Source organism: Hyphomonas sp. KY3, from assembly GCF_017309975.1.
Lineage (GTDB): Bacteria > Pseudomonadota > Alphaproteobacteria > Caulobacterales > Hyphomonadaceae > Hyphomonas.
Genome location: NZ_CP022271.1, coordinates 2,802,398 through 2,828,384 on the forward strand (window position 1 = coordinate 2,802,398; position 25,987 = coordinate 2,828,384).

General features: G+C 55.4%; 23 protein-coding genes. 12 read left to right on the top strand and 11 right to left on the bottom strand.

Annotated features, from left to right (window positions below; translation table 11 throughout):
- Positions 1 to 34: 34 nt before the first annotated feature.
- Positions 35 to 763: an inositol monophosphatase gene (locus CFA77_RS13465; protein WP_206991126.1), complete on the top strand. Its 729-nt coding sequence runs from the start codon at positions 35 to 37 to the stop codon at positions 761 to 763.
- Between the two features lie 33 nt (positions 764 to 796).
- A complete protein-coding gene (locus CFA77_RS13470) occupies positions 797 to 1,846 on the top strand; it encodes a Gfo/Idh/MocA family protein (protein WP_198019709.1) in 1,050 nt (349 codons plus the stop codon).
- On the opposite strand, the gene CFA77_RS13475 is transcribed toward CFA77_RS13470, so the two are convergent.
- The 8 genes from CFA77_RS13475 to CFA77_RS13510 all read right to left on the bottom strand — a co-directional run bounded on the left by CFA77_RS13475 (position 1,843) and on the right by CFA77_RS13510 (position 11,492).
- Positions 1,843 to 3,231 (bottom strand): DUF2793 domain-containing protein, encoded by a 1,389-nt coding sequence (locus CFA77_RS13475; protein ID WP_206991127.1) that lies wholly within the window; start codon positions 3,229 to 3,231, stop codon positions 1,843 to 1,845. The genes CFA77_RS13470 and CFA77_RS13475 overlap by 4 nt on opposite strands.
- A 66-nt stretch (positions 3,232 to 3,297) precedes the next feature.
- Complete coding sequence (locus CFA77_RS13480) at positions 3,298 to 4,272, bottom strand: hypothetical protein (RefSeq protein WP_206991128.1); 975 nt, start codon at positions 4,270 to 4,272, stop codon at positions 3,298 to 3,300.
- Between the two features lie 12 nt (positions 4,273 to 4,284).
- The gene (locus CFA77_RS13485; protein ID WP_206991129.1) at positions 4,285 to 5,793 is read right to left on the bottom strand and encodes an MBOAT family protein; all 1,509 of its coding nucleotides are present in this window, start codon (positions 5,791 to 5,793) and stop codon (positions 4,285 to 4,287) included.
- 15 nt (positions 5,794 to 5,808) lie between these two features.
- The gene (locus CFA77_RS13490) at positions 5,809 to 6,819 is read right to left on the bottom strand and encodes a hypothetical protein (protein ID WP_206991130.1); all 1,011 of its coding nucleotides are present in this window, start codon (positions 6,817 to 6,819) and stop codon (positions 5,809 to 5,811) included.
- 21 nt (positions 6,820 to 6,840) lie between these two features.
- Positions 6,841 to 8,379: a glycosyltransferase gene (locus CFA77_RS13495; protein ID WP_206991131.1), complete on the bottom strand. Its 1,539-nt coding sequence runs from the start codon at positions 8,377 to 8,379 to the stop codon at positions 6,841 to 6,843.
- A gap of 32 nt (positions 8,380 to 8,411) precedes the next feature.
- Positions 8,412 to 9,383, bottom strand: a complete 972-nt coding sequence (locus CFA77_RS13500) for a class I SAM-dependent methyltransferase (protein ID WP_206991132.1) — start codon at positions 9,381 to 9,383, stop codon at positions 8,412 to 8,414.
- A gap of 25 nt (positions 9,384 to 9,408) precedes the next feature.
- A complete protein-coding gene (locus CFA77_RS13505) occupies positions 9,409 to 10,611 on the bottom strand; it encodes a glycosyltransferase (protein ID WP_206991133.1) in 1,203 nt (400 codons plus the stop codon).
- A 2-nt stretch (positions 10,612 to 10,613) separates the two neighbouring features.
- Positions 10,614 to 11,492: a 6-hydroxymethylpterin diphosphokinase MptE-like protein gene (locus tag CFA77_RS13510; RefSeq protein WP_206991134.1), complete on the bottom strand. Its 879-nt coding sequence runs from the start codon at positions 11,490 to 11,492 to the stop codon at positions 10,614 to 10,616.
- Between the two features lie 538 nt (positions 11,493 to 12,030).
- On the opposite strand from CFA77_RS13510, the gene CFA77_RS13515 reads away from it, so the two are divergent.
- Genes CFA77_RS13515 through CFA77_RS13530 form a run of 4 tightly spaced genes read left to right on the top strand, consistent with a single transcriptional unit; the run spans position 12,031 to position 15,654 of the window.
- The gene (locus tag CFA77_RS13515; RefSeq protein ID WP_206991135.1) at positions 12,031 to 12,441 is read left to right on the top strand and encodes a hypothetical protein; all 411 of its coding nucleotides are present in this window, start codon (positions 12,031 to 12,033) and stop codon (positions 12,439 to 12,441) included.
- A 1-nt stretch (position 12,442) separates the two neighbouring features.
- Positions 12,443 to 12,595, top strand: coding sequence for a DUF5989 family protein (locus CFA77_RS13520; protein ID WP_198019707.1), 153 nt, complete (start codon positions 12,443 to 12,445; stop codon positions 12,593 to 12,595).
- Between the two features lie 3 nt (positions 12,596 to 12,598).
- Complete coding sequence (locus CFA77_RS13525; protein WP_206991136.1) at positions 12,599 to 14,440, top strand: carbamoyltransferase; 1,842 nt, start codon at positions 12,599 to 12,601, stop codon at positions 14,438 to 14,440.
- A 38-nt stretch (positions 14,441 to 14,478) separates the two neighbouring features.
- Positions 14,479 to 15,654 (top strand): SGNH/GDSL hydrolase family protein, encoded by a 1,176-nt coding sequence (locus tag CFA77_RS13530; protein WP_206991137.1) that lies wholly within the window; start codon positions 14,479 to 14,481, stop codon positions 15,652 to 15,654.
- A gap of 25 nt (positions 15,655 to 15,679) precedes the next feature.
- Here CFA77_RS13530 and CFA77_RS13535 read toward each other — a convergent pair whose 3' ends face one another.
- On the bottom strand, positions 15,680 to 16,249 hold the full coding sequence (locus CFA77_RS13535; protein ID WP_206991138.1) for an SIS domain-containing protein: 570 nt from the start codon (positions 16,247 to 16,249) through the stop codon (positions 15,680 to 15,682).
- 360 nt (positions 16,250 to 16,609) lie between these two features.
- Between CFA77_RS13535 and CFA77_RS13540 the strand changes: the two genes are divergently transcribed.
- The 6 genes from CFA77_RS13540 (at position 16,610) to CFA77_RS13565 (ending at position 24,484) form a co-directional block, all read left to right on the top strand.
- Positions 16,610 to 17,494: a 6-hydroxymethylpterin diphosphokinase MptE-like protein gene (locus CFA77_RS13540; RefSeq protein ID WP_206991139.1), complete on the top strand. Its 885-nt coding sequence runs from the start codon at positions 16,610 to 16,612 to the stop codon at positions 17,492 to 17,494.
- 2 nt (positions 17,495 to 17,496) lie between these two features.
- A complete protein-coding gene (locus CFA77_RS13545) occupies positions 17,497 to 18,735 on the top strand; it encodes a glycosyltransferase (protein ID WP_206991140.1) in 1,239 nt (412 codons plus the stop codon).
- A gap of 159 nt (positions 18,736 to 18,894) precedes the next feature.
- Complete coding sequence (locus CFA77_RS13550; RefSeq protein ID WP_156947779.1) at positions 18,895 to 19,698, top strand: ABC transporter permease; 804 nt, start codon at positions 18,895 to 18,897, stop codon at positions 19,696 to 19,698.
- A complete protein-coding gene (locus CFA77_RS13555) occupies positions 19,691 to 21,130 on the top strand; it encodes an ABC transporter ATP-binding protein (RefSeq protein WP_206991141.1) in 1,440 nt (479 codons plus the stop codon). The genes CFA77_RS13550 and CFA77_RS13555 overlap by 8 nt, the downstream gene beginning before the upstream one ends.
- A gap of 72 nt (positions 21,131 to 21,202) precedes the next feature.
- On the top strand, positions 21,203 to 23,332 hold the full coding sequence (locus CFA77_RS13560) for an FkbM family methyltransferase (protein ID WP_206991142.1): 2,130 nt from the start codon (positions 21,203 to 21,205) through the stop codon (positions 23,330 to 23,332).
- 105 nt (positions 23,333 to 23,437) lie between these two features.
- Positions 23,438 to 24,484, top strand: coding sequence for an NAD-dependent epimerase (locus CFA77_RS13565; RefSeq protein ID WP_206991143.1), 1,047 nt, complete (start codon positions 23,438 to 23,440; stop codon positions 24,482 to 24,484).
- On the opposite strand, the gene rfbC is transcribed toward CFA77_RS13565, so the two are convergent.
- On the bottom strand, positions 24,485 to 25,048 hold the full coding sequence (rfbC, locus tag CFA77_RS13570) for a dTDP-4-dehydrorhamnose 3,5-epimerase (RefSeq protein WP_206991144.1): 564 nt from the start codon (positions 25,046 to 25,048) through the stop codon (positions 24,485 to 24,487).
- A gap of 12 nt (positions 25,049 to 25,060) precedes the next feature.
- Complete coding sequence (gene rfbA / locus CFA77_RS13575) at positions 25,061 to 25,930, bottom strand: glucose-1-phosphate thymidylyltransferase RfbA (RefSeq protein ID WP_206991145.1); 870 nt, start codon at positions 25,928 to 25,930, stop codon at positions 25,061 to 25,063.
- Between the last annotated feature and the right edge of the window lie 57 nt (positions 25,931 to 25,987).

The following is a 25,987-nucleotide window of genomic DNA, read 5'->3' on the forward strand; positions in this document are numbered from 1 at the left end:
GTACCGAATTGATACGCGAGTAGATAATCCAGCTATGTCCATCGTGATCAATTACGAACTCTTGCTGGCGAGCGCCAAGGCAAGCGGCGACTTCCTCCGCTCACGATTCGCAGATGCCGCAATAGACACCGCGCTGGCGCGAGATGTGAAACTTGCCGAAGATCGCCAATCAGAAGAAATGGTGGCCGCCGGACTGCTTTCCGATAGTCCGTGGGGCGTCATGTCTGAAGAGGGTGGATGGCTCCGAGAGCCAGCGAGCCCGGATGAACCCTATTGGGTAATCGACCCCTTGGATGGAAGCTACAATTTCATGCGCGGAATCCCCTTGTGCGCTGTTTCCATTGCGCTTTGTCAGGGAATGACGCCGCTAGCGGGCGCGGTATATGATTTTGTCCGGGACGAACTTGTCCACACGAATGAGACAGCCGGGCTGTATCGCAACGGCGAACGCATTGACCGCGCGGCCCTTGGCGGCCCGTCGTCCCTCTCAACAGGTATCCCCGCCGCCACACGCTCCAATGCCGAAGCCGCGGCAAAGAATGCCGAGGCACTGAACGCCTGGGGCAAGGTGCGGATGATTGGCTCGGCCGCCCTGTCCCTCTCATGGGTCGCTCAGGGGAAACTGGACGGATACAAAGAAACAGGAATCAGGTGGTGGGATGTCGCCGGCGGCCTCGCATTGGTGCGGGCCTCTGGCGGAAAATTCACCGTCGCAAACGACGATATATGGTCACCGCTGGAAGTCTCGGCCAATGGCCGTTAGCGACGCCCAGCGTAGAGTTTTAGGAGTGAAGAAATGTCAATGAATGTTGGAATTTGCGGATTCGGCAAAATGGGACAAATTCGTGCCGATGCGATCGAAACGCACGGCTTCGCCCAGATCAAATCCGTCTTCGACGTCAACATCCCCGATGACTGCAAATACCCGGTCGCCAATTCCATTGACGAGATCATCGAAGACCCGGACATCGACATTGTCTTTCTTTGCCTGCCCAACTATTTCAACAAGCCAAAAACGATCATGGCACTGAAGGCTGGCAAGCACGTCTTCTGCGAAAAGCCCCCCGCTTTCAGCGCTCAGGATGTGCGCGATATTCAGGAAGTCGAACGCGCCAGCGGCAAAGTACTGATGTACGGTTTCAATCACCGTCAGCACGGTGCAATCGACAAGATGAAGAGCATCGTGGACTCCCGCAAGTTCGGCTCCATTCTCTGGATGCGTAGCCGCTACGGCAAAAGTGTGGATGGTGACTATCTGAACACATGGCGGGCCAAGAAGGAACTGGCTGGCGGCGGCATTCTGCTGGATCAGGGCATCCACATGCTCGACCTCCTGCTCTACCTGACCGGCAAGCCGTTCGACGAAGTTCACGCCATGGTCTCCAACATGTACTGGAAAACCCCCGGCATCGAAGACAATGTCTTTGCGATCATGCGCAACACGCAAACGGGCGTCACTGCGTCGGTCCACTCCACCATGACGCAATGGAGACACCTGTTCTCGCTCGAAGTCTTCATGGAGCGCGGCTATATGGTGCTGAACGGTTTGAAGACGTCGTCAGGGACCTATGGCGACGAGATCCTTACCATCGCTCAGAACCGCACAACGGCGCCAGCGGCAACATGGGAAGACGAAGAACGCCTGACCTTCCACATCGACCAGTCATGGGCACGGGAGATCGAGCTCTTCTTTGACAGCGTCCAAAACGGTGCCCCGGTTAAATTCGGGTCCTCTGATCAAGCCCTTGAAGTCATGTCCCTGATAGACATGATTTACGAGCATGATCTGCATCAGGCACCAAACCTCGCCGACCAACTCAACATGACCGTCAAGGAACTGACCTAGCCCGGACGCTCCGGCTTCGGCGTCTTTTCTGCCGCTTTCAGCATCTGATGGAGGGTGTCGATCAGTACGGCGTGGATTTCGGCGGTTTCCACCAGTCTCTGAATCCACTCACCCATTGTGAGCGGTCCGTTGACGGGATCATAGGTTGCCTCGTTCGGCATCGAGGTCAGATGGCGTTTGTCTTTCCAGTGCCGGGCGTAACCGTCCAGTGTGAGCGGGTCATGTGAACCGCCGATACGCGCCACAAACCGGCGCGCTGGCTCGTGATGGCGGGCAATTGTCGCTGCCGGGGGAACATGCCGGTCTGGCGTGCGCGCATCCCACTCGTCGATATCCACACGTCCGTCGATCGCCTGATCCAGCACATAACAGCTCAACAATGCGTTATCATCATATAGAGCCTCGGCGTTGATCGTGCCGGCGCCCTTGTCACCGCCGGTTGGCGACCCGGCAACGATGCCGCCGGCAAGAACATTCAACCGCGCCGAGGGACTTGATGTCCCTATCCCGACCTGGCCATCCGCATCGATGGTCATGCGCGCAGAGCCCGCCGTGTAGAACTGCGTGTTGTCGCCAGTGCGTGCGAACAGGATCGGACCATTGCCAGTTGAAGTGGTCGTGTCATCCTGCATCTGAAACACAATGGTCGGATCGGTTCCCTCGAGCTTGAAGGCAACATTCGCCAAGCCCGCATTGACATGGAAAGGTGTCGCTGGCGCATCCGTCCCGATACCGACGAACCCGGTATCCTTGTCGACCGAAATTGCATCCCGCCACACGCTTCCATCATTGCTGACCTTTATGTGGAAATCGTCATCACCCGTCAGACCAATCTCCGCGCGCCCTGATGCGTCCGATTGCATGAGAAGAGAGGCAGTCGCGGCCGGGGCACTCTTGTTGACGTTTAAGCGACAATCCCCGTTACCGGGTGTGACGTCATCATGCTGCAACAGGACAGAGTCAGATTTCACAGACAGGCGATTGGAAAGGTCGGCTATCGTGTTGATCCCCAATACCGGGCTCTCTTCCGATGGCGCGGCGCCCGCCATAGCCACCCAGTCAGCGCCATTGAAAACGTGCATCATCGCTTCATCCAGAATGTAAGCCCGCATACCCGCCAGTGCCGGGAATACGGCCCATGCACCATCCTGGAATGTGGCGATTGTATTCACGGCATAGCCGGACCAGTTCTCGCCCGTCGCGCTGGCAGGAATGATGTAGGCCTCGCCGTCCGAAGGCGCCTCGGGCTGGATCGAAATTGCTTTCGATTGCACGCACAGCTGAACCATCTGGTCCAGCTTGCGGAACGCCTCGTTTACGGTGACATGTTTCTGGGCCTGATTGGGTATCAGGTATGGCAGACCAAGACGTGCAGACTCGTCCATGGGGAGCTCCTTTGATGCTTTTCAGACATCTATAGCTCCGTGCGGTTACGGTCGGATTGGCAGAGTTTAGTCCTCGGGTTGGGAGTTGAACCGCACTTGTTCAGCCAGTCCTTTTCCGATCACGCGACTGTGCTGAATCTGGCACTCCTCCTGCAAATGCTCACGGGAATCAAAAAAGCATGTGTACGGATATTGTAAGTTGCCCTTAAACTCCAGGAAGCCCCCCTTTTCTGCCATCCCAAACCAAGCACGCATCTTGTCGAGCGCCTCCGGAGACAGCTCGCCCGAGTCAACGGAAGGGCTGAGCAAACCATATACGGTAATGTCATTGGCGTTGGCCCACTTGATGAATTCCATCAAGCCGGCAGGAGGTTCGACCATCTCTGCAATCCTTCGCGTTTCCGCTGCAGAAGATCCGGCCGTTTCGACTTTCTCGCGGTATTTGGCAGCGACCTCCGCAGTGTGTCCGCGATAGTCCCCCTGCAAAGTCATACGTCCTTCCTTGTCGAATCCATGGCGTTTGCCACCGACATAGTTCTCAGTTTCCAGCAGGGCCGCGAACAAATAATCGAGGTCGAAATAGAATAGCGCGTCCAATGAACGCCTGACACCCAGCCCCTTCAGAAAGCTTTTCTCATGACGCACAATGTAGGGATATGAAATGCGAGCCCGCATATCCTCGGCATTCAGGAAGTAGAGCCGGTACTCCCACGGCAGCAGAACGATATCGCCAGGTTCTGCAACTTGCTTTACTTGCTGAAGAATTGTCTCGCGCCCCAATGCCAGCGCAATGGACAGATTCACACATGGTATTCCGGATTCCTCGGCAATCGTCTCGCAGCGGTCGCTGTAAAATCCGCTACTCCCGGCAGCGAGGACAATTTTCGGCTTGTCCAGCGCTTGGCCGTAAGCTCTCTTCTGTGAATATACGCGGTCGAAAATCCCGACCGACAATGGCTTGTCGATAACCACACCGAACAGGCCAAAATACAGCACAAGTCCCAGAAGGCTGGCGGCAATAACACTCAGGATAGGTTTCATTTACGCGCCTCCCTAAAACTGGAAGTAGATGAATTCTTCAGACGCTGTTCCGAAGAACACCGCCTGAATGACGAAGCCGATTACCAGCGCAACTCCCACGAGGCGTGCGCGCTGACCGCCCCGTTCCTTCGTCTGCGCGAATGCAACCGCAAGTCCGAGCAGAGAGAAACAGAATGCCTGCACCAGGCTGGTCCATTGGGCCGGATCGGAGAAGAGGGTCGAACCGGCAGGGGTCAAGGACGCATACTTCACGGGGAGCCCCAGCAGCGCATTGAGATGAGGCGGCATATGGAATCCATTCATGCCGAGGAAACCGGCCAGAACATTGTTTGCCGCTTCCAGGTTTTCTGCGCGGAAATATATCCATGCCACACAGACCGCAAAGAACGTGACAGCCCAGCCAAACACCCTGCCCGGCAGGCTTCCAACGGCGGCCTCAAGCCCGCTCCCCTTGATCACCGAGTTGAACAGATGGTTCACCGTCAGATATGCTCCGTGCAGCCCTCCCCAGATCACGAAAGTCCATGCCGCGCCATGCCAGAGACCGCCAAGCAGCATGGTTGTCATCAGGTTGATATAACGCCGGACATTGCCGCGGCGATTACCGCCGAGAGGGATGTACAGATAGTCGCGCAGGAAGTCAGACAGAGTGATGTGCCACCGGCGCCAGAAATCGATAATACTGGATGCGCGATAAGGGGCTGCAAAGTTCTCAGGCATCTTCAAGCCTACCAGCAAGGCAAGCCCAATGGCGATGTCCGAATAGCCGGAAAAATCAAAATATATCTGTCCGGCAAATCCAAGCGTTGCCAACCACGCCTCGATCAAAGTTAGTTGCGCACCCGCAGCAGCTTCACCGAACAGCTGGTTCACCGCAGGTGAAATGCCATCTGCCAGGACGGCCTTCTTGAACAGGCCGATGATGATAATTGCGAGCCCGCTTGCGAACATGGCGGCGGTGGGGCGTGCAAACAGCCTGGTCTTGAACTGGGGCACCAGATCCTTGTGATGAACGATCGGGCCCGCAATCAACTGCGGAAAGAATGATATGAACAGGGCATAGTCTACAAAGCTGTATTCTTCATCGAGCTTGCGTTTGTAGGCATCTACCAGGAACGCGATTTGCTGGAATGTGAAGAACGAAATTCCCAGCGGCAGGATGACCTTGAATACCTCGATATCGAAACCGAACAAGAACTCGATATTACCAATAAAGAAATTGAAATATTTGAAGACAAACAACAGGCCGAGATTGAACGTCACGCTGCAGATAAGCAAAAAGCGCCGCTGTCCAGACGGACGATCATGCGCGGAAAACGCCCTGCCCACGAAATAATTGACGATGATTGTTCCAAACAACAGGAACAGGTACCGCCACTCCCAATACCCGTAGAAAAACGCGGAAGACAGCAGCAGCCAAACCTTGACGGCATCCTTCTGTCCGGCACGTCCGAGCAGCAAAGCAACAACCAGCACGACCGGCAGAAAATAGGCGAGAAACGGGACAGAATTGAACAGCATGGCGCAGTGAGCCCTTTATGACGAGCGCAAGCCGCGCCGCTTCAGTAGTGGCGGGATTACTTCATGAAAGAATTGGCGCCATGACAACAGACGCAACTTTCTGAGTCGCGTTCCTGCCGATCCCTTGACTAGATCATGCTTGATTCCCAGCCCACGCGACGGCCGGTCGAATATGGCCAAGTTCACATGGCCCACGCCCAGTTTCCATAGCTTGATGCTCAATGCATGCTCATTGAGTATGTTGCGCACCTTGTTCTTGAAGAGCGGAAAGGTTGTTTCGCTCAGGACATAGCCCCGTTTGTCTCCTCGTCGCCAGACCTTGGTCTGGTGCGTGTAGAGAAACTCCTGATAGTTCTGCGAAAGCGGAGCGCTCTCCCGAAACGGCTTTTCAGGACAATAGCGCGTGAATACTTCGTTTGCCGTCGAGAAACTGGTCACAGGGTAAAGCTTCTCGAATACGGATCTGGGCACCATGAAGAAGGTCGTGCACAACCATTTCCGACAGGCCTGCCCGCCGATACGCATTGGCTGGGCCAGCGTATCGAGCGGATCCGGATTGACTCGAGAGAATGTATCTACCCATCCCAACACGGTTTTCTGTGCTGGCAGTTGGCGGATAATGTCGGCGTCGATCGCTTCCAGCGCCTCCAGCGGCTTCGAATTGGCCAGGGCATCATTGACCATCAATACGACGTCGAACGTTTCCGGCAGCCTCGCCCGAACTTCGCGCCAGCCGCGATCCCAGCCGGTAAACTCATGAGCTGTATTATCGCCGCCGACCGCAAAGGCGCGGCATGGCCAGCCCTCAGTCGATGCTGATTGCCACTCGCGTTGTTCGTTCGCATTGTCGATCTCAACAACCGTGAACTCTATGCCTTCTCGCGCCTTGAAGAAATCTCCGAGAACCGCACGCACGCCTTTGGTTTTCTCGGGGTCGAATGTCAAGAACAGGACAAGTACCCTGAAGGCACGATCCCCTGCACCCTGCAGACGGTCGTCGTGGCTGGGCACACCATCAGCGCTCATTGAACAATACCGTGAACATACTCAACTATTCTTCGTCTCTTGAACTACCGCAGCAATCTGAGAGACGGAAATTGCCTCTTTCTCCCGAAGGCGGGCCAACACTTCCGGTAGCAGTTCCTGCGCTTGCGGTGAGAGCATGAGATGCTTGAGGAATCCTGGGTTACGCCGAATGGCCAGCGTAAGCGCTTTCCTGTTCTCGAACATCAGCTTCGCCATCGCCCGGTCTTCCAGAAGAAGAGAAAGATTGTGATGAGACAAAATTGCCTGACCGAACAGTTTCCTCAGGACAGGCACACGGCGAAATGTTCCAGCAAGCAAGCGGACGAAGTTCTGCTTGACCCTGTGCTTCAGCGACGGCGTACCGCGGCGCGCGACTGGTTTCCTGGTCGCTTGGTCGATAGCGACGAGCGTTTTGCGTGTTGCCTGCAACTCGTCTTCGGAGGTCACGTTCGCCTTGGGTGCATACTCGGCCTCGCGTCCGAGTAGATCGTCGATCAGGCGGACATAAGCATCAAAGCCCAAGCTGGAATAATCATGCTGCCGGATTTCGGACTGACGCGCAGGCAGATTGTCGAGCACATCGGAGATAATGGGCGCAAGTTCTTCTGGCTCGTCCATTGACGCATAAATCAGCTTGTCCCCGCTGACCTCTCTCAACACAGGAAGATCGTACACGACACACGGCACGCCACAATAGAGCGCCTCGACCGGTGGATACCCGAACCCCTCGAACCTCGACAGAAAGAGCATCAAATCTGCTTCGTATAGCAGTTTGAACTTCTCGACATCAGTCACACGATGCTGGAAGCGGACCTCCACATCGTGCTCTTCGCCCCATGCATGGTAAGCAGAAGCAACGGATTCATCCATCGTCGCTGTGCCGACAATAAATGTCAGCCGACATCCCGACAGGGCGGGTCCGGCATGATCGAGCAATTCCATGCCACCCTTGTATCCGAAAGCGCCGCCAAAACGCGTGATACAGATGACAGATCGGCGATCGTCGGACTTTACCGCAAGGGATTTGGCTTCTGCAGCGGCCAGGTCATTGATGGGTGGGTTGATGTGGTGAAAGCGGGCGCCTGTACCTGCAAAATACTCTTCCGCATGCGTCTCACCTTCCAGTGTCGACGCGAGAACCACATCCAAATGCGGCCCAATAGCCTTCCATGCGTCCCACGGCTTCTGGTTTGTGCCGTGCTCTGCCGTCTTCGCAATCCAGTTCGGGGTCTCGAAACTCAGCATTCCGAGCTTCGCCTTGTTTGCAACGGAAATGTCCAGCGCCCGCCGGAACACTTTCACTGGCGGATGCTTGTGCGGAATAATCCAGACAAAATCCCATGGCCCATCGGGCGTGTCTGAAAAATCCCGCGTCAGTCGCAACACAAACCGATCTCCGAAGTCGAAATCTTCGAAGTCGTCAATGAAGATCGGCGTATTGTTCGTCCAAAACGTGACCTGATGACCAAGCGCCGCAAACGCCTGTGCCATCATCCATGCATGGTAGCGCCCACCTGAATAGGCGCCTTGAGGCATGATGCTGCAAATAAGGATTTTCATGCCAGCCCCTGAACAAGCACGTGCGGACAAGCCTACTCTTCAGTCGACTTTTTCTTGCGCCGAAGCCAGATACTGGCCCCCTGGTTCTTCAGGCACAATGGCATGCGCTCCTCGAAGAACTCGCGGTGGAACCTCTGCATGAATGTATTCGTGTAGACGATTTCGAAGTCGCTGTTGAATTCGAGAAACGCCCGAAGGAGATAGGTCTCCGTCCACCAGCGGCCCTGATACACCCAATGCTCGGGATATTCGAACGGATAGTGGATGTCGTGGAAATGGACGTACACCCCCTCATTGATGTGCGGAAGTATCTCGAAGAACATGTGGTTCACATCGCTGCCCACGCGAGAGACGTGCGTCGAATCGACAAACAGAATGTCGTTTTCCTGCAGCGAGGTGAAGACTTCGATATCGACATCCTGAACCCGCTTTTCGATGATTTCACGGGTCTCAAGATCGGACGGACGCACCAGCGACTTCAACAATTGCGGATACGGTTCAACGAAACGGATATCGATATCACCATTGAAGAACGCGTCATTGGTATCGAGCATACAGCACGAGGAATACCCGGACCCGACCTCAACGATGCGCTTGGGTTTGACGCGACGCATCATGCTGTAAAGCGAGATGGCATCGGAGTAGGAGTAGCCCCCATTCAGGAAGCCGTAGCGCATCTTGTCAGAAGGCTCGTCGCCAAATGGAATATCGTCATAGAAGGACGCAAACTCTTCAAGCACGGCCAATTGCTTGTCTTCGTTCAGACCGATTCCCGGCAGGGTACGCCGATCACGATTGAAGATTCGCTCTTCGTCGGCCTTGATGTCTTCAATGTTGGCGACCGGAGAATAGAAATGCCCAAGTGCGCGCCATAGCGGGCTCTTCTCGTCATCGGCGCCGACCTTGTTGATCTTGTCTTTCAACGAGCGGACTATCTTTTTCAATGCAGCATTTTCCTTCTGCAGCACTTCAAGTTCATCCTTGTTGTCTTGTACATCCGTCACTGGATTACCCCACTTGGTTCAAGCCTCAGGAACGTGCGCTTGCCATCATCTCGTCGAGCAGGATGGCAGCACTTTCTCCTATACGTGTCGTCTCATAGTCTTCGCGCGCTTTGCGGCGAGCAGCAATTGCAAAAGCTGCTTTTGCCGCGTCATTCGCCAGTATGCTTCGAACGGCGTCGGCCATGTCAGCTGCGCTGAAATCATCCAGCACAATCCCGGCATCATCCAGCACGAATTCTGCCGCGCCGCCTGAACCCTTGAAACAGATAATCGGCGCGCCAAACGCAGCCATTTCCATGACCGAGCGTGGAAAGGGGTCATCGCGCGATGTCATCAATCCAATTTCAAACAGTTTCAAATATGGATAGGGGTTCTTGCGCGCGCCCGGGAAGACGACCCGACCGGAAAATCCCGCATCTTCCACTTTCTTCAACATATCCTGCCGCATACCGCCATCACCGATCCAGACGAAGTAGACGGGCCGTCCCTTCGGTTCGGAACGCAGGACATCCAGGGCGGTATCGACGAAGTAATCGACCCCCTTCCGGCTATCGACTGACCCCAGACCGCCAATGATCACAGCATCTTCAGGCAGCGCGAGTTCCTTGCGCATCTCGCCGACGGTCAGATCTTCAGCCTTCTTGTCGAAAACTTCCGGCTCCATGGAGCCGGGCACGATCCCGATGCGCTCATGTGCGATGGAGAATGTATCTTTCAGATAATTCCGAACAAATTCGGAAACGGCGAAATATTTGTAATCCGGCTGCTTGAACGCATTCAATTGCACCTGATTGTACAGCGCGATCGTCGTCCATAATTCCCGCACATGGATGAGCGTCGGTGCCTTGATGCCTAGCTTGGCCAGCAAGTCCCCGTTCACAGTCGTGTTGGAATACACAAGATCAGGCTTGAATTGACGCAGTTTCAGCCGCAGGCGCTGTTCATGTCGCCACTGGCGGAATTTTCGCCGCCGAACGTCTTCTGGCAGAGGCGGTCGTTTCGCCCCTTCCGGGCGCATATCGGCCGGATCCAGAAAATGCTGGTAGTAGACATGAGTTGGCGCGAGTTTTTCAAACTCACTGCGCAGCGGACCTTCCTTGCGCATCAGAACCTGGAATTCCCAGTCCCGATTGGCGGCAAAATGCTTCATCAGCGTAAGCAGGCTTATGGGCGCGCCACTCATCGTGCCGTGATGCGATATGAACAGGATGCGTTTCTTTTCGGTCATGTCTACTTTTTGAAAATGCTGTCAAAATCGGTTCGGGGAAATGCATCAAGGAAGCTGTTGACGCCGGCATTGTAGATTTCGCGGCCAGCCTGCTTGTAGGCGTCGGCGGCCACTTCATAAGCCTTGTCCTGAAGTGAGGTGTTTGGCACGCCGATCACGTCTCCGATCTGGTAATAATCGGGGTTCATGTGGCACTGCCGAACGAGCTCGTAGTTCTCCTTGGTCACCTCGATCTTGCCGGGTGGAAAATTCTTGGCCAGCGCACCATAACTGTGATCGACGCCAATCAGGTAGACCGGATTGCAGCCCAGATAGTAGGCCAGCTGCAACGCGATGTAAGTGATGGTCGAGCCCAGATACACGATGTTGGAAAAGTCACGGGAGAACTGGATTCCCATTTCGTCGAAATAGTACGGGTCGCCCCGGCGCGCGTTGAAAAACAGCGTGTCGTCGAAATTCTTGAAACAGTACGCGTTGTAAATCGCCGCCATTTTGGTCGGCCCCACAACATTGTGGATTTCCTTGCGGCGCAACTCGGTCTGCTCTGTATCTTCGAACAGGAGATATTTGGTGTGGAAGCCCCACTCGTCGAACATCTGGTAGATGCCATTGGCCCCGAACGTGATCTGGTCTCGCAGCGGCGTCAGGTCCATTTCCTTCAGGCTCGGACCATTCCCGATAATGAATCCCGGCTTGCCCTGGTGCTTGTTGCGCATGTGGCGCAGCGTGGTCTGGAATCCCGGCCGGCGATAAAACCCGAACTTGCCAGCGCCGTTACGGCCCGGCTTGATCTGGTCAAAGAAATTCATGCGCGCCCGCACGAGACGCAAATAGCCGGCGGCCTTTTCCTTTTCAGGAAACCTGTTGGTCCAAACAATCATCTAGGGCGTCCCTAACTTCTACTATGTTCCCTGCAACAGGGAACCTTCACTTGCGTACATGAATCGATCTTTGAAATGCGGATTCAGTCCCGCCCCCCATTTACACCTAATACTTCCGGATGGTTTTTGAGAGCTCTGCAAGCGACGATCATACGATTCACAGCACACGGCACCGAGTATCTCACCCTGCGTCGGGCACGTCAGTGGCGCCTGCTCCGACTTGCGAACCAGTTTTGCGAAACCCGATATACGCAACTGTGGCCACCTCTACCTTGGATCAACGCCCCCAAACCTGTCTGAGGTCAGGGCCCATTCCGGCCAGCGTTAAGGCGTGTCACTGAGTTAATCAAGTACGCCTCCCAGCAGCCCAGAAATTCGCTCAAAGGTGACAATTTTTGACCAGATACTTGGGAGCCAAAGGTACCCGCAACGGCAATTCCAGTTCACATGCAGGCGAGCCTGAACCGTCCCTGCATTGCCGCCAGGAACCAATCGGGGTAGACGAGCGCGAAGCCGAAGTGAGAAGCGGGACGACAGGATGAGTGCCTTCGAAAAGGTCGAACACACTGCGCCGCCACCGGCCTCCCCCCGTAGTGTCGGATACACATTCGCAGCCGTTTCCGCGATCGCGGCCGTCCTGCTGCGCAACCATGTTCAGCTATCATTGGCCCTCGCGGGCGCAGCCCTGTTGTTTGCGCTCGTCGCCTTCGTCGCGCCGCGTTGGCTGAAGGGACTCGCATATTTATGGGGCTTGCTTGCACTGGGTCTGGCCAAGATCGTCAACCCGCTTGTGATGGGCATCATGTACTACGGCTTCATTACGCCCTACGGCCTGCTCTTGCGTATGGGGCGCGATCCATTGCGCATTCACAAGAGGCCCCAAACCGGCTCATACTGGCGCGAATCGACGGATCCTCAGGACCGGGCCGCAATGGAGAGACAGTTCTGAGATGAAAGAGATTCTGAAAGAGCTGGCGTTGTACTTTTCGCAACGCAGGAAATTCTGGTTGTTGCCTGTATTCCTGTTCGTTTTGCTGATTGGCGGGGCGCTGGTGTTTGCACAAGGCTCACCATTAGCCCCGTTCATCTACTCCCTGTTCTAAGTGATGCCGACTTGTATCCTGGGCATTTCAGCCTACTTCCATGACAGCGCGGCCGTTCTGCTGTGTGACGGCAAGATCGTCGCAGCCGCCCAGGAAGAACGTTTCACCCGGGTCAAACATGATGCCGGCTTTCCGTCAAATGCGACGCGCTATTGTCTCGACGAAGCGGGCATCGAACTCAGCGACGTGCAACACATCGCCTATTTCGAGAAACCGCTGCTCAAGTTTGAACGCCTGATCGAGACCTACCTGACCAGCGCGCCGCGCGGTCGCAAGACATTTGCGATCGCCATGCCGAGCTGGATCAAGGGAAAGCTCTTCCAGAAGTCGAACATGGCAAAGATATTCCGGGATGATTTCAACGATCCTGAAGCGGGCAACCGCATGGTGTTTGCCCAGCATCATGACAGTCACGCGGCATCGGCATTTTATCCCTCGCCTTTCGACGAAGCGATTGTCCTGACAATGGACGGGGTCGGCGAATGGGCCACCACGTCGGTCTCTGTCGGCAGAGGCAAGGAATTACAGCGCATTCGGGAGATCCGCTTCCCACACTCATTGGGCCTGCTCTATTCCGCGATCACGGGGTATCTCGGTTTCAAGGTCAATTCCGGCGAATACAAGGTTATGGGGCTCGCACCATATGGCGAGCCGCGATTTGCAGACCTCATGGAAGAGAAGCTGATCTCTATCGCCGATGATGGCAGCTTCTGGCTGGACATGCGCTATTTCGACTATGTCACCGGCCTGCGAATGACCAACAAGGCTTTCCATGACCTGTTTGGTGAGCCTGCGCGCACATCTGAGAGCCAGCTGACGCAGTTCCACTTCGACATGGCTGCATCGATCCAGAAAGTGACAGAGAATGTGATGCTGCGCATGACCCGCGCGCTACACGCTGAGTTCGCCATCGACAATCTCTGCATGGCCGGCGGCGTCGCCCTCAATTGTGTTGCCAATGGCAAAATCCTGCGGGACGGCCACTTCAAGAATATCTGGGTCCAGCCCGCAGCAGGTGATGCCGGCGGCGCGCTCGGCGCGGCCTTGCTGGCCCACCATCGTTATCTGGACACCGATCGCCTCCTGACGGGTGACGGCGATGCCATGAGCGGCGCCTATCTCGGCCCGGACTATTCGCAGGAAGATATCAACGCAGCCTTGACCTCAGCCGGCGCTGTATTCGAGGTCGTGGACGAGGACACGATGATCCAAACCACCGCCAAAGCGCTGGATAGCGGTATGGCAATTGGCTGGTTTCAGGGGCGTATGGAATTTGGCCCTCGCGCATTGGGCGGCCGGTCGATCATTGCCGACCCACGAAATCCCGAAACCCAGCGCAACCTGAACCTGAAGATCAAGTTTCGCGAAAGTTTCCGCCCCTTTGCCCCGTCCGTACTGGCCGAAGATGCAGCAGACTATTTCGACCTGAACAGCGACAGTTCATACATGCTGCTCGTCGCGGATGTTGTCGGTCGACTGCGCGTACAGCCTGAATCAGACAGCTCCTTCAAACAGGGCATCGATCGCGTGAACGACATCCGCTCGACGCTCCCGGCAATAACCCATCTTGATTATTCCGCGCGCGTGCAAACGGTGCATGCCGAGACGAACCCGCTCTACCACAAGCTGCTCAGCGCGTTTAAGCAGAGGACCGGCTGCGCAGTTGTTGTGAACACCAGTTTCAATGTTCGCGGGGAGCCCATTGTGGAATCTCCTGGCGACGCATTCCGCTGCCTGATGGGAACGGAGATGGATCTACTGGTCTGCGGCCGCGCCATACTGCGCAAGTCGGATCAGGATCCTGCCCTCGTGCTTGACTACAAGAACGCTTTCGATCTCGATTGACACGATCACCAAAGACAACACCGAGCGGTGCCTGAGACATGAACGAACAACCACTTTCGGAAACACCGCATAGCGTTGTCTTGAGCCGTCAGGCAAAGATCGTGCTCGGTATCCTCACAATCTTGGCAACGCTGATTCTGTTGTTGGCTACCGACCTGATGGCGAGAGCGTATCTGGGCGCAAAGGGTGCACCTCAATACTCACTGGTCTGGCAGTCTTCCGACAAGCAGGGCAAAAAGGAAACCGTCGTAGACCGTCGGTTGTCGCAAGGACTGAACGTACTCGACCCGCAACTTGGATATGCGCGACCGGCAGGCGGCCCTACGTCTGAGCCCGCTTGGCGCCGGCCCGGTTTCCGGACGTCAGGCGACGAGACGAGTGGCGCTGCGCTGCGCTTGGTTGTGCTCGGTGGCAGTACGAGCGATCCCTACTATGAGAGCGATTGGGGGGCCTGGAGCGAAACCCTTTTCACGCGCCTCAATGAAGGCCCGACAGGACCTGCGGTCGTCTACAATGGCGCGGTATCCGGATACTCGACCAATCAGGAACTGCTAAAGCTTATTCGCGATGTCCCGGCGCTTGCGCCAGATGTTGTGGTCTCACTCAGCGGCGTCAATGATCTGAACTTCTCACACAGCCTGCGCGAGCACCCCATGGTCAGCCCCTATCAGCTCGTGATGCTCAGAACACTCGCCGGCAAAGGACACCAACCGCCACGTTTCATGCCGAACCTATTGGCCGCCATGAGATCAGGCGGCGAGAAAGACACTCAGCTCACAGTGACAGCAGGTTCTAGCTACGAAATGACAGATGCAGAGATGTGGCGCCGCAACGTTGAGCTTATGAATGCGGCCAGCGCGCAAATGGGCGCACGCTTCCATGTATTCCTGCAGCCAGCCATGGGAATCGAACCAGGTTACATGCCGACCGATTCGGAAGCTGAGCTTTACGCCGCAATGCTCAGCTCAAAACCTGACTACGCTGAAAAAGCGGCAGCTTTTTACACAGCAGCACGTCGCCATTGCGAAGAACTTATGTACTGCACGGACATCAGCGACGTATTTGCGGGAAAAACAGGACTCTACCACGATCCCCGCCACCCCAACCATCAGGGAAACAAGCTGATTGGCGATACGGTATTCAAAACACTTTTTGCGCTGGATTCTTCACCGGCACTTGCCGAGTCCGCCCTAGGCCAGACACCAGAACAATAGCTCTGGTATCTGAAATTTTTGCCGATCAATTCGGCGGATACTCGGCCTTGCCGATGATCATGTCGATAACGGCCATCATCCAGAACTGGTGAACCGTCTCGACGATATTGTAGGCGTGACTGTCGGCCCAGAGGTTTACATCTCCGAGTTTGCGAAGCGGGTTTTCCGGGCTCATTGCGGAACACGTCGTAACGGAAATCCCCATTTTGCGAGCCTGCTCGACAGCATTGAGAATGTTCTTTGAGCCACCGGACGAACTGATCGCAACCAGCGTATCTTCTGGTTTGCCCTGAATGCGCAAAGCGTGGGCAATCCAGTTCTCAAATCCGTAATCATTGGAGAGACAGGTGATTTGGGCACCATCATTGAAACATGCCGCCGGAATGTGGCCGTTCTTGCCAAGATCAATCGCGAGATGCGATGCAATTCCCGCAGACCCGCCATTGCCGATGAAGATCACCTTGCCACCTGCATTTTTCGACCGGACCCACAGGTCTCGCACCTGCCCCAATTGCTCGAATACCGCGTCATTGGGGCGCGCGAAGGTTTCCAATCTGCCGAAATAGTCGTTCAGGAACTGGGTATCTGCAGCCACGATAGTCTCACTTTCAATCTGTAAGTTGCGCCCCCAGAAGAGGTCAGGGCTCGTCCGGGCCAGCGATAGGCCGTGTCCCTCAAATTATCAAGTATGATGGCCGACTGCCACAGCGCTTGAACACTTCAACCACCAGCGGCGCCTGAACACACGCAGCCGCCTGACCTGCTAGCAGATTGAAACGGGGATCGGAGGCGTCTAGCGTGCAGGTGCTTTCGCCCTGACCGATTCGCCAAAAGATCGCTTTGAGTTCATGTGTATTATTCCTGATCATGAACAGCCCTTATCCATGATCATGCGCCGCTATCTCGCCGATCTCACAAGCCAACCTGTTCTTCTCAGTACCAAAGTGGTCGCCCAATGATCAGCTGGTCCCGCCACTTTCCCAAATGGAAGTACCCACTGGGGTATCTGCGCCTGCGCGATGCCCGCCAGCGTTATTTTGACCGTATCGGCCTGAAACGGGATGCACGCGGTCTTCGCATTGGCATCGTGCCGGGTGACGAGCGCAAGCTGGCGGCACTGAAGAATTCGGGCAAGGGCCGCCGCGCCTTCGTGCTGGGCAATGGCCCCAGCCTTCGCAATATGGACCTTTCCGCGCTGAAGAACGAAATCACGATCGCCTCAAACGGTGCCTACAAGGCGTTTCAGGAATGGGGCTTTACCCCGGACTACCTGTTATTCGAGGACATTGAGCAAACCGAAATTCGTGGTCAGGATATTCGAAACATATATGGTCCGCTGAAGATTGCCGCCATCTACAATGCGCATGGGATCGCACGCCCCTGGAACGACCTCCTGTTCATGAATGCGCGGCTTGCCGACGAAGCCTATTGGACGGATCCCGGCATTCAGTTTTCGCGTGACTTTTCTCATTCGGTCTACCTTGGATCCACAATCAGTTACATCGCGCTCCAACTCGCCTACCATCTTGGCTGCGATCCGGTTTATCTGATCGGCGTAGACATGGACTATGGACCGCTGGCTGAACAATTCCCGCCGGGTAAGATCCACGTGTCGGAAGAGAATATCGATCTGGTGAATCAGGCGCATTTCACGAAAGACTACTACCAGGTCGGGGATGTCATCGGCATACCAAATTTCGACCTGCAAAATCAGGCCTTTGGCGTTGCCCGCACGGCATTTGAAGACGCAGGGCGCCGCATATACAATGCGGGTATCGAGGGAAAGCTGGACGTGTTCGACAGAGTCGACTTTCACTCACTGTTCCCTGACAAGTCATAGCCATGCGCATTCTCATGATTTCCCATGCTGCCGATCGTACCGGCGCCCCGATCAGTGCGCTGCAATTGGCACGGGAGATGATATCGCTGGGCCATGAGTTGACGATCATCCTTCGGCGCGATGGCGAGTTGGGCGAGGCCTATCGCGAAACGGCCCCAACCCATATCTGGCGCGATTCACCGCAATTCGACCTGTCCGACGGATTGAGCACAGCCCTGCGATTCGGCCCACTTATGGCAATAAAATGCGTGCGCTCGCCGGACAGACCCTATTGTCTCGGACGGCAAGATCGGCAGCGCACCGCAAGACTCCGACAGGAGATCCGGAACTGGAAGCCCGACATCATCTACGCAAATACAACGCATTGCGGCGATGTCGTTGACGAGCTTGACCTCGACACCTCAATCGTCACGCACGTGCGTGAAATGGGGCCGACAATCCGCGCGCTTGATGCGCGGCGTCTCAAGAGCACGATGAACAAGACGGACATGTTTCTGTGCGCGTCCCGCAGCGTCATGAGGGACCTGTCGCAGGACTTCTCCGTGCCGGACGCAAAACTGCGGGTCGAACCTCCGGCCGTTAAAATAACCCCGGAGCAAATGGCCGTCGCTGATGCAGCGCGGGGCGACGTGAATGACGACCTGAAACTGGGCGAGCCGGACACTCTCATTATTGGCGCCGGAAGCCTGATCCCTCGCAAGGGACCCGACCTGTTCGTTGAGGCTGCCAAAACAGCCCTCGACAGGCATGACGGCGCTGGCCGGCTGGTCTTTGCATGGCTCGGCGATGGCGAGATGATGCAAAACCTCAAGCACACCGTCCATGAGGCTGGCATTGAATCAGATGTGCTGTTCCCAGGCGTCAAAGCTCGCCCCTATGCTTACTTTCGCAGAGCGTCCGCCGTGCTGATAACTTCGCGCGAAGACCCCTATCCGCGCGTCGCCATTGAGGCCGGCATGCTTGGGGTGCCTGTGCTGGCCTTTGCGGATGGGGGCGGCGCTGCTGACCTTGTGCGGAATTATGAAGCCGGACATCTCATTGCCGACTTCGACGCAAAGGCAATGGGCCGCGACGTCAGCGCCCTGGTGACGGCCAGCAGGACCGTTGATGAGAACTTGTCAAAGCGCGTATCGCGGGGGCATAACCCGTCAGCAAGTGCGTCACGGATCGTGGCGCTGTTTGAATCTGTGGCGGGCACAGCCCATCAGACGGAACCACACAAAAAGGCCACAAAACCTTGAATTCTATTTTATTTTTCATGTTTGACCGCCTTGCCTGCGACTCCAAACCAGCGAAAAATACCCGAAACCGGACCAAAGTCCGGTGTCCGCATTTCGAGCCGTAAAAATACATCGGCCCATTGCGTCAATGACGATAATGGAGACGAAGGAGTAGTGCAGTTGAGTTCAGCGGCTTTCAGCAAGGCAAAGCAGACCCTCGCCGACATGTTCGGCGGAGTCTCCAGCGCACCACGACAGGGTTGGAACCTTGCCGCCCGAGATATTCGCATCGAGTATGTTCACACGAAGATGGGCCTGTTCTGGGCTTTTATCGAGCCCCTCGCAATCGCTGGCGTTTTCATCGCCCTGCGCAGCAGTGGGTCGCTGGAAGTCAGCGGGCTCAACATGCCGTTTTCCCTCTTTGCTGTCAGTGGCATCCTAATCTGGCAAACATTCTTCGACGGCATGATGATGTCCCTGACATCGCTTCAGCGCGCGAGTGGACTTATCGGCAATTATGCCATGCCGCCTGAAAGCCTGATGATGGCCATGGTGTTCAGATCCCTGTTCCTGCTCTGCATGCGTGTCCCAATCGTGCTCGGCCTCGCGGCCGCTCAGGGATTGCTGGAATGGCAGAATGCGTTGCTGTTTATTGCCATGTCGCCAATCTGCGCCCTCGGCGGAGTCGCGGTAGGTCTGTTTTTTGCGCCATTTACGCTCGTTTCCGGCGACTTGAAGCTGGCCGTTGGCGTAATTGCCCGGCCGATGCTGTACCTCTCGGGCGCGGTCTTCCCGCTCACCGGAGGGCTCGCCATTTTCAAGCATGGCAATCCTGTTGCTCTGACAATTGAGGAGTTGCGCTTTTGCCTGCTCTCGCCCAGCCTGTCCCACATCCTGCCGCTTTTTTATGTTGCCCTCGGCATCATGGCGCTCTTCTGCGTTAGCTGGTTCGCTTATCATCGTACCATGAGAGCTTATGTCTGACGTGAGTACGCAACGCCCCATCATCTCCGCCTCGCAGATCGGCCGTAGTTTTCCCAGACGACGGCAGAACAATGTCTCGCGCAATTTCAACGACATATTGGGCAACATCTTCTGCCTCCCTCCAAAGCATGACCGCGATGAAGAAGAATTCTGGGCCCTGCGTGATGTGAGCCTGGATATTCGTCCCGGAGATGCCGTGGGCGTGATCGGCCGAAACGGCAGCGGGAAGACAACGCTCATGAAGCTGCTGTCCGGTCTTCTTGCGCCGACAAAGGGTCACGTCTCAATCAATGGCGAGATCCAGGCGCTGATCAATCTGGGGGCGGGATTCAATCAACGGCTAAGTGGTCGTGAAAACATTCTCAACGGCATGCGCATGCGCGGAATCAGTCCAAAGCGCAGTCCAGAGCTTGTGGAACAGATCATAGACTTTGCCGAGGTCGGCGCCTTTATTGATGGACCAGTGGAAACCTATAGCTCCGGCATGAAATCGCGGCTTGGTTTCGCACTCTGCATATTTCTGCGACCCGATCTCATTGTGATCGATGAAGCCTTGTCCGTGGGAGACCTGGCCTTCCAGAACAAATGCAAGCTGCACTTGCAGGCCATGAAACAGCAGGGAGTTGCCATGCTGCTGGTGTCACACTCGATGACCAGCATCCGGCAGTTCTGCGACCGTGCACTCTGGATTCATGCGGGCGAACTGCAGGCTGATGGTCCGGTTGACCAGGTGACGGCGCAATATCTCGAATTCATTGATCAGGAGATGTCGCGCAATGAAGAGCCAGCAGCGGCCCTGACCGAGGCCAGCCCCCCGATGCAGCACGCTCCTACACAGCCTGCCCGGCCCCTTTCGGCAAAAGTCGCGCAGCGTTGGAGCAATCTGACGCCGAAGGACAACAAGGTCATCGACGATCCCGACAAGAGCTTCCTGGCCCAGAACCCACAGCTTCAGTGGAAACGACCAACCATTTCCGAAAATCAGGTCGAAGAGCTTTATGGTGGGCACATAGAACCTACCGGCTTTCAGGATTTCCGCGCTGTCGTGCTTTCGGAGGGACAGCCGACCAATGCGCTTCAGGTAAACAAGCCATTCGCCATTGAATTCGGCTTCACGCCACAACGACCAATCAACGACTTGAACGTCTCTCTCGTCTTCCACACAAAGGACGGCAAACGCCTTTCAACCATCTCCACCTTGAACGGTGATCTGTTGAAGCAGAATGGCGACAGCAGGGTCCTGTGTCGTGTGAATATTGCCGACATTCCATTTGCCGCCGGGTATTATGTTGTCACGATATCCATCCACGAAGGCAATGCATATCTGTGGCGCGACGCGATCCTTGAACTCAAAGTATCACCCAATCGCTTTATGGTGTGGAACCCGATCAGCATGCAGTATCAATACAATATCTTCAAAGTGTCGAATTAACGCCCCAAATTGTACGGACGGGTCAGATACACTGCCGCCATTCCTCATCGCAAATAGCCAAAGCGCCCGATTATGAAGAGACTGATTTCCACACTCTGCCGACTGCTGTTGAAAAGCAGCAGGTTCAGGCAACTCCTCCTGGCTGAAGTCAAACGCACGACATCTGCTGAGGAAAAATCTGATCTTTTGAGCGCGTTCGTCGATGATTCGCCGGAGCTCCTCGATGGCGTGGCCAGCCGACCCAGTATGCGCGATCGATTTCTTGCCCTGCCCTGGATACGGGAAAGGCTTGGCAGAGATGTCGAGTTCCTGATCAATTCAGTCTTGGCCGACAAGAATCGCAATGCGTTCTTCGCGGATGGCCGTATCCGGACCATTGCATCAAAGCAGAGTGGCATCCGCGACAAGTTTGGCAAGGATGTCCGTTTTCTTGTGCAATCGGCTTTATCCGCAGAAAATCGAAAAGCCTTCTTCGGAAATGGGGAAATTCAGGCCGCCGCAACCGCGACCACATCCATCCGTCGCACGCTTGGAAATGACGTTCGATTCCTCACCGAATTTGCCTTGAGCGAAGAGAACCAAAAAACCTTCTTCGGCAAGGAAGAAGTCCAAGCCGCAGCTACTGCGACCACGTCAATCCGAAGCGCGCTCGGAAACGATCTCCGCTTCCTCACCGAGTATGCGCTGAGCAAGGACAACCAAAAAGCCTTCTTTGGAAACGGAGAAGTCCAGGCCGCAGCTATTGCGACCACGTCAATCCGAAACGCGCTCGGAAACGATCTCCGCTTCCTCACCGAGCATGCTCTGAGCAATGACAACCAAAAAGCCTTCTTTGGAAACGGAGAAGTCCAGGCCGCAGCTATTGCGACCACGTCAATCCGAAACGCGCTCGGAAACGATCTCCGCTTCCTCACCGAGTATGCGCTGAGCAACGACAACCAAAAAGCTTTCTTTGGAAACGGAGAAGTCCAGGCCGCAGCTATTGCGACCACATCCATCCGTCGCACGCTTGGAAATGACGTTCGATTCCTCACCGAATTTGCCTTGAGCGAAGAGAACCGAAAAACCTTCTTCGGAAAGGAAGAAGTCCAGGCCGCAGCTATTGCGACCACGTCAATCCGGAACGCGCTCGGAAACGATCTCCGCTTCCTTATCGAGTACACTTTGAGTGAGACGAACCGGAAGACCTTCTTCGGAAATGGGGAAGTGCAGGCCGCGATTGGTGAACTTTCCTCCGTCCGGAATTCCATCCTGACCTCTCAACTCAATGAAAGAGAAGCAGTGGGCGTCCTGTCCGGCACCTGGCCCATGAAGCAGCGCCAATTGGACGGATTTTCGAAGTACCTGGACATGATTTCCAGACTGAAAGTGTATTACGGCGACAGCCCGGTCCTGAAAGATTTGGAGACAGCTCCCATTCCCGATGGTGGCTTTCCAAACGATATCGTACTGCGAGATTTCTTCACCGAACATTTGTGCCGCGGGCAGGAATTCCTGATGCGCGATTCAACGCTGACCTATGTTGACAAGCATGCGATCTGGACGTTGATCCATGAAATCCTCATGGATCAGGAATACTATTTCGATACCGATCAGAAGAAGCCCTACATTATCGACGCTGGCGCCAATTTCGGGATGTCGAGCGCCTACTTCAAGGAACTTTATCCGAATGCAGAGGTTCTGGCATTCGAGCCTGTTCCCTTCCTTCACGATCTGGCGTCGAAAAATGTCGCCCGCAACAAGTTGAGTGACGTAACAGTGTTGAAAAAAGGCTTGGCCGCGAAACCGGGCACCGCCACATTCTTCATGTCCGGAGACTACAGTATGGCAGGATCCCTCACCGAGCGGCGCAGGACATTTGGCGATGAAATTGAGGAGCTGACAATCGAAACAGTGCCTCTGGCTGATTATCTTGATCGCGAAGTGGACTTCCTGAAACTGGATATTGAAGGCGCTGAAGGGGAAGTCCTAATGGCCGCTGGGGATGCCCTCGCCAATGTCAGACAAATGTGCGTGGAATGGCATCTGGGCGCAAACCCGTCTGATATCGCCCTGGACGATGTTCTTTCGATCCTCACGCGCCTCGGCTTCCGTTATCAGATCGGAAAGTCTGGAAACTATGCCAAGCGCAGCCGCAGCAAACCCATGTCGCACTTGGGAGAGTTGGGAACTTTGAACTTCTGGGCAAAACGCGACACCTAGCCTGCCCGCCCGCGACGCAGTATCAACAAGATTGCCCGCTCTGTATCGCAACGACCAACTGGATTGGTCCCTGCCCTCACCTGAACCATCACGGAATTCGATTACATGCCCTCAGCCACAGATAGCAAAACCTACCTGGTCACCGGGAGCGCAGGGTTTATCGGATTTCATGTGGCAAACACGCTTCTCAAACGGGGCGTGCCAGTCGTTGGGTTCGACAATCTGAATGCGTACTACGATCCCGCCTTGAAACGGGCGCGTCTGAAACAGCTGGAAAACACATCGGCAAAAGAAGGCGTTTCGTTCAACTTTGTCGAGGGAAATCTCGAGAACGCAGCAGAGCTGAACGCCTGCTTTGAGTCACATGACTTTCATCGCGTGATTCATCTGGCCGCTCAGGCTGGGGTGCGCCATTCGATCACCCATCCTGAAGAATACGTATCGTCAAATCTGGTCGGCTTTGCCAACATGCTGGAAGCTTGCCGAACAGCCAAAACGCCCCATCTGGTCTATGCATCGACATCAAGCGCCTATGGCGCGAATACGACATCTCCCTACAGTGAATCTCACGGGGCGAACCATCCGCTACAACTCTATTCCGCCACCAAGAAGGCAAATGAGTTGATGGCACATGCCTACAGCCACCTGTATCGCCTACCCACCACAGGATTACGATTTTTTACCGTCTACGGACCATGGGGGCGGCCCGATATGGCGCTGTACCTGTTTACGGACGCGATCGTCCGCGGTGAGCCAATCAACATCTTCAACAATGGAGAGATGTCTCGCGATTTCACCTATGTCGATGACATCGTTGAGGGCGTCCTTCGAATTGCAGAAAAGGTCGCGGAGCCTGATCCGGACTGGGACGCGAGCGCGCCCGACCCGGCAACGTCAAATGCTCCGTACCGGATTTACAATATCGGCAACAACCAGCCCGTAAAACTGCTCGATTATGTGGAGGCTCTGGAAAATTCCCTGGGGCGCAAGGCCACACGCAACTTGATGCCGATGCAGCCGGGTGATGTGAAAAACACCTATGCCGATGTGACCAAGCTGACGGAAGCCGTCGGGTACCGGCCCTCAACATCCGTCAAGGATGGCGTCGAAAGATTTGTCGCGTGGTACAAGGAGTATCACGGTATCGATTGATCAGCCCTGATACACAAATCCCGTATCAGTGTCCTGCAGACTGCCGGCCTGTTCATCTTTCTGGGAGAGTTGCGGCACGGCGCCGTCCAGAGGCCATTCAATTCCAATTTCCGCATCATCATACCGAATAGAGCGATCATTGTCCGGGGCATAGGGCGCCGTGACCTTGTAGATGACATGTACATCTGGCGTCAGCGTCAAGAAGCCGTGCGCGAAGCCTTTCGGTACCAGGATTTGATTTCCCGCTTCCGCGGTCAATGTGACCCCCGTCCACCGGCCAAAGTTCGGTGATCCCTTGCGGATATCCACGGCCACATCGAATACCGCACCGGTAACGACGCGCACAAGCTTGTCTTGGGCAAAGGGAGGGGTCTGGAAGTGGAGGCCTCGCAACACGTGCTTCTCTGCAGAGAAGGAGTGATTGTCCTGAATCCAATCCAATTCAATTCCAGCGTCAACAAAACGCTTGTGATTGTAGGTCTCGCTGAAATAGCCACGGGCATCGCCATAACGCGCCGGGACGATTTCCTTGACGCCATCAAGGCCAAGGTCACGCACATTCATCAATCACTGTCCTCAATTCTGGTTTGCAAGTGTACGCAGGTAAACGGCGTATTCTGTCTTGCCGAGCTGGTCTGCGGCATGAAGCAATTCTTCGCGCCCGAGATAGCCCTTTTCGAAAGCAATCTCCTCCGGACAGGCGATCTTGACGCCCTGCCGGTGCTCGATCGTACGCACAAAGCTGGATGCTTCATGCAGACTGTCATGTGTCCCAGTGTCCAACCAGGCATATCCCCTGCCCAGCTGTTTCACTTTCAGCTTGTCCATTTCCAAATAGGCGCGGTTGACGTCGGTGATTTCGAGTTCACCTCGTTCGGACGGTTTCAAATCGCGTGCGATATCGACGACCTGTTCGTCATAGAAATAGAGGCCGGTAATCGCCCAGTTCGACTTGGGCGCGCTCGGCTTTTCTTCCAGCGTCAACGCCTTGAAGTCTTTATCAAAGGAAACAACACCATAGCGCTGCGGGTCCGCAACCTTGTAGGCAAAGATTGTCGCTCCGTCGGCCTGTGCAGCCGCCTGCGCACACATCAAGCCGAGATTGGCGCCGTAGAATATGTTGTCCCCAAGGACCAGGGCTGACGGGCCGCCCTTCACAAAGTCCTCGCCGATAATAAACGCTTCGGCCAGACCGTTTGGTTGCTCCTGGACGGCAAACTCGATGTTGATTCCGAACATCGACCCATCTCCCAGCAGTCGCTTGAACTGGGACTGATCCTCGGGCGTCGTGATGATGAGAACGTCTCGAATACCGGCAAGCATGAGTACGCTCAGCGGGTAGTAGATCATCGGCTTGTCGTAAACCGGCATCAGTTGTTTTGAGACAGCCTTCGTCAACGGGAACAATCGAGACCCCGTCCCGCCTGCCAGAACGATGCCCTTCATCCGCCAACACTCCACATAGCAATTGTCCGCTTGGTTTGGACCATCTCGGCGAGGCTG

Excerpts from the sequence above, each read along its gene's own strand:
- CFA77_RS13465 (WP_206991126.1), top strand. The coding sequence starts at position 35 with ATGTCCATCGTGATCAATTACGAACTCTTGCTGGCGAGCGCCAAGGCA.
- CFA77_RS13470 (WP_198019709.1), top strand. The coding sequence starts at position 797 with ATGTCAATGAATGTTGGAATTTGCGGATTCGGCAAAATGGGACAAATT.
- CFA77_RS13475 (WP_206991127.1), bottom strand. The coding sequence starts at position 3,231 with ATGGACGAGTCTGCACGTCTTGGTCTGCCATACCTGATACCCAATCAG.
- CFA77_RS13480 (WP_206991128.1), bottom strand. The coding sequence starts at position 4,272 with ATGAAACCTATCCTGAGTGTTATTGCCGCCAGCCTTCTGGGACTTGTG.
- CFA77_RS13485 (WP_206991129.1), bottom strand. The coding sequence starts at position 5,793 with ATGCTGTTCAATTCTGTCCCGTTTCTCGCCTATTTTCTGCCGGTCGTG.
- CFA77_RS13490 (WP_206991130.1), bottom strand. The coding sequence starts at position 6,819 with ATGAGCGCTGATGGTGTGCCCAGCCACGACGACCGTCTGCAGGGTGCA.
- CFA77_RS13495 (WP_206991131.1), bottom strand. The coding sequence starts at position 8,379 with ATGAAAATCCTTATTTGCAGCATCATGCCTCAAGGCGCCTATTCAGGT.
- CFA77_RS13505 (WP_206991133.1), bottom strand. The coding sequence starts at position 10,611 with ATGACCGAAAAGAAACGCATCCTGTTCATATCGCATCACGGCACGATG.
- CFA77_RS13510 (WP_206991134.1), bottom strand. The coding sequence starts at position 11,492 with ATGATTGTTTGGACCAACAGGTTTCCTGAAAAGGAAAAGGCCGCCGGC.
- CFA77_RS13515 (WP_206991135.1), top strand. The coding sequence starts at position 12,031 with ATGAGTGCCTTCGAAAAGGTCGAACACACTGCGCCGCCACCGGCCTCC.
- CFA77_RS13520 (WP_198019707.1), top strand. The coding sequence starts at position 12,443 with ATGAAAGAGATTCTGAAAGAGCTGGCGTTGTACTTTTCGCAACGCAGG.
- CFA77_RS13525 (WP_206991136.1), top strand. The coding sequence starts at position 12,599 with ATGCCGACTTGTATCCTGGGCATTTCAGCCTACTTCCATGACAGCGCG.
- CFA77_RS13530 (WP_206991137.1), top strand. The coding sequence starts at position 14,479 with ATGAACGAACAACCACTTTCGGAAACACCGCATAGCGTTGTCTTGAGC.
- CFA77_RS13540 (WP_206991139.1), top strand. The coding sequence starts at position 16,610 with ATGATCAGCTGGTCCCGCCACTTTCCCAAATGGAAGTACCCACTGGGG.
- CFA77_RS13545 (WP_206991140.1), top strand. The coding sequence starts at position 17,497 with ATGCGCATTCTCATGATTTCCCATGCTGCCGATCGTACCGGCGCCCCG.
- CFA77_RS13555 (WP_206991141.1), top strand. The coding sequence starts at position 19,691 with ATGTCTGACGTGAGTACGCAACGCCCCATCATCTCCGCCTCGCAGATC.
- CFA77_RS13560 (WP_206991142.1), top strand. The coding sequence starts at position 21,203 with ATGAAGAGACTGATTTCCACACTCTGCCGACTGCTGTTGAAAAGCAGC.
- CFA77_RS13565 (WP_206991143.1), top strand. The coding sequence starts at position 23,438 with ATGCCCTCAGCCACAGATAGCAAAACCTACCTGGTCACCGGGAGCGCA.
- rfbC (WP_206991144.1), bottom strand. The coding sequence starts at position 25,048 with ATGAATGTGCGTGACCTTGGCCTTGATGGCGTCAAGGAAATCGTCCCG.
- rfbA (WP_206991145.1), bottom strand. The coding sequence starts at position 25,930 with ATGAAGGGCATCGTTCTGGCAGGCGGGACGGGGTCTCGATTGTTCCCG.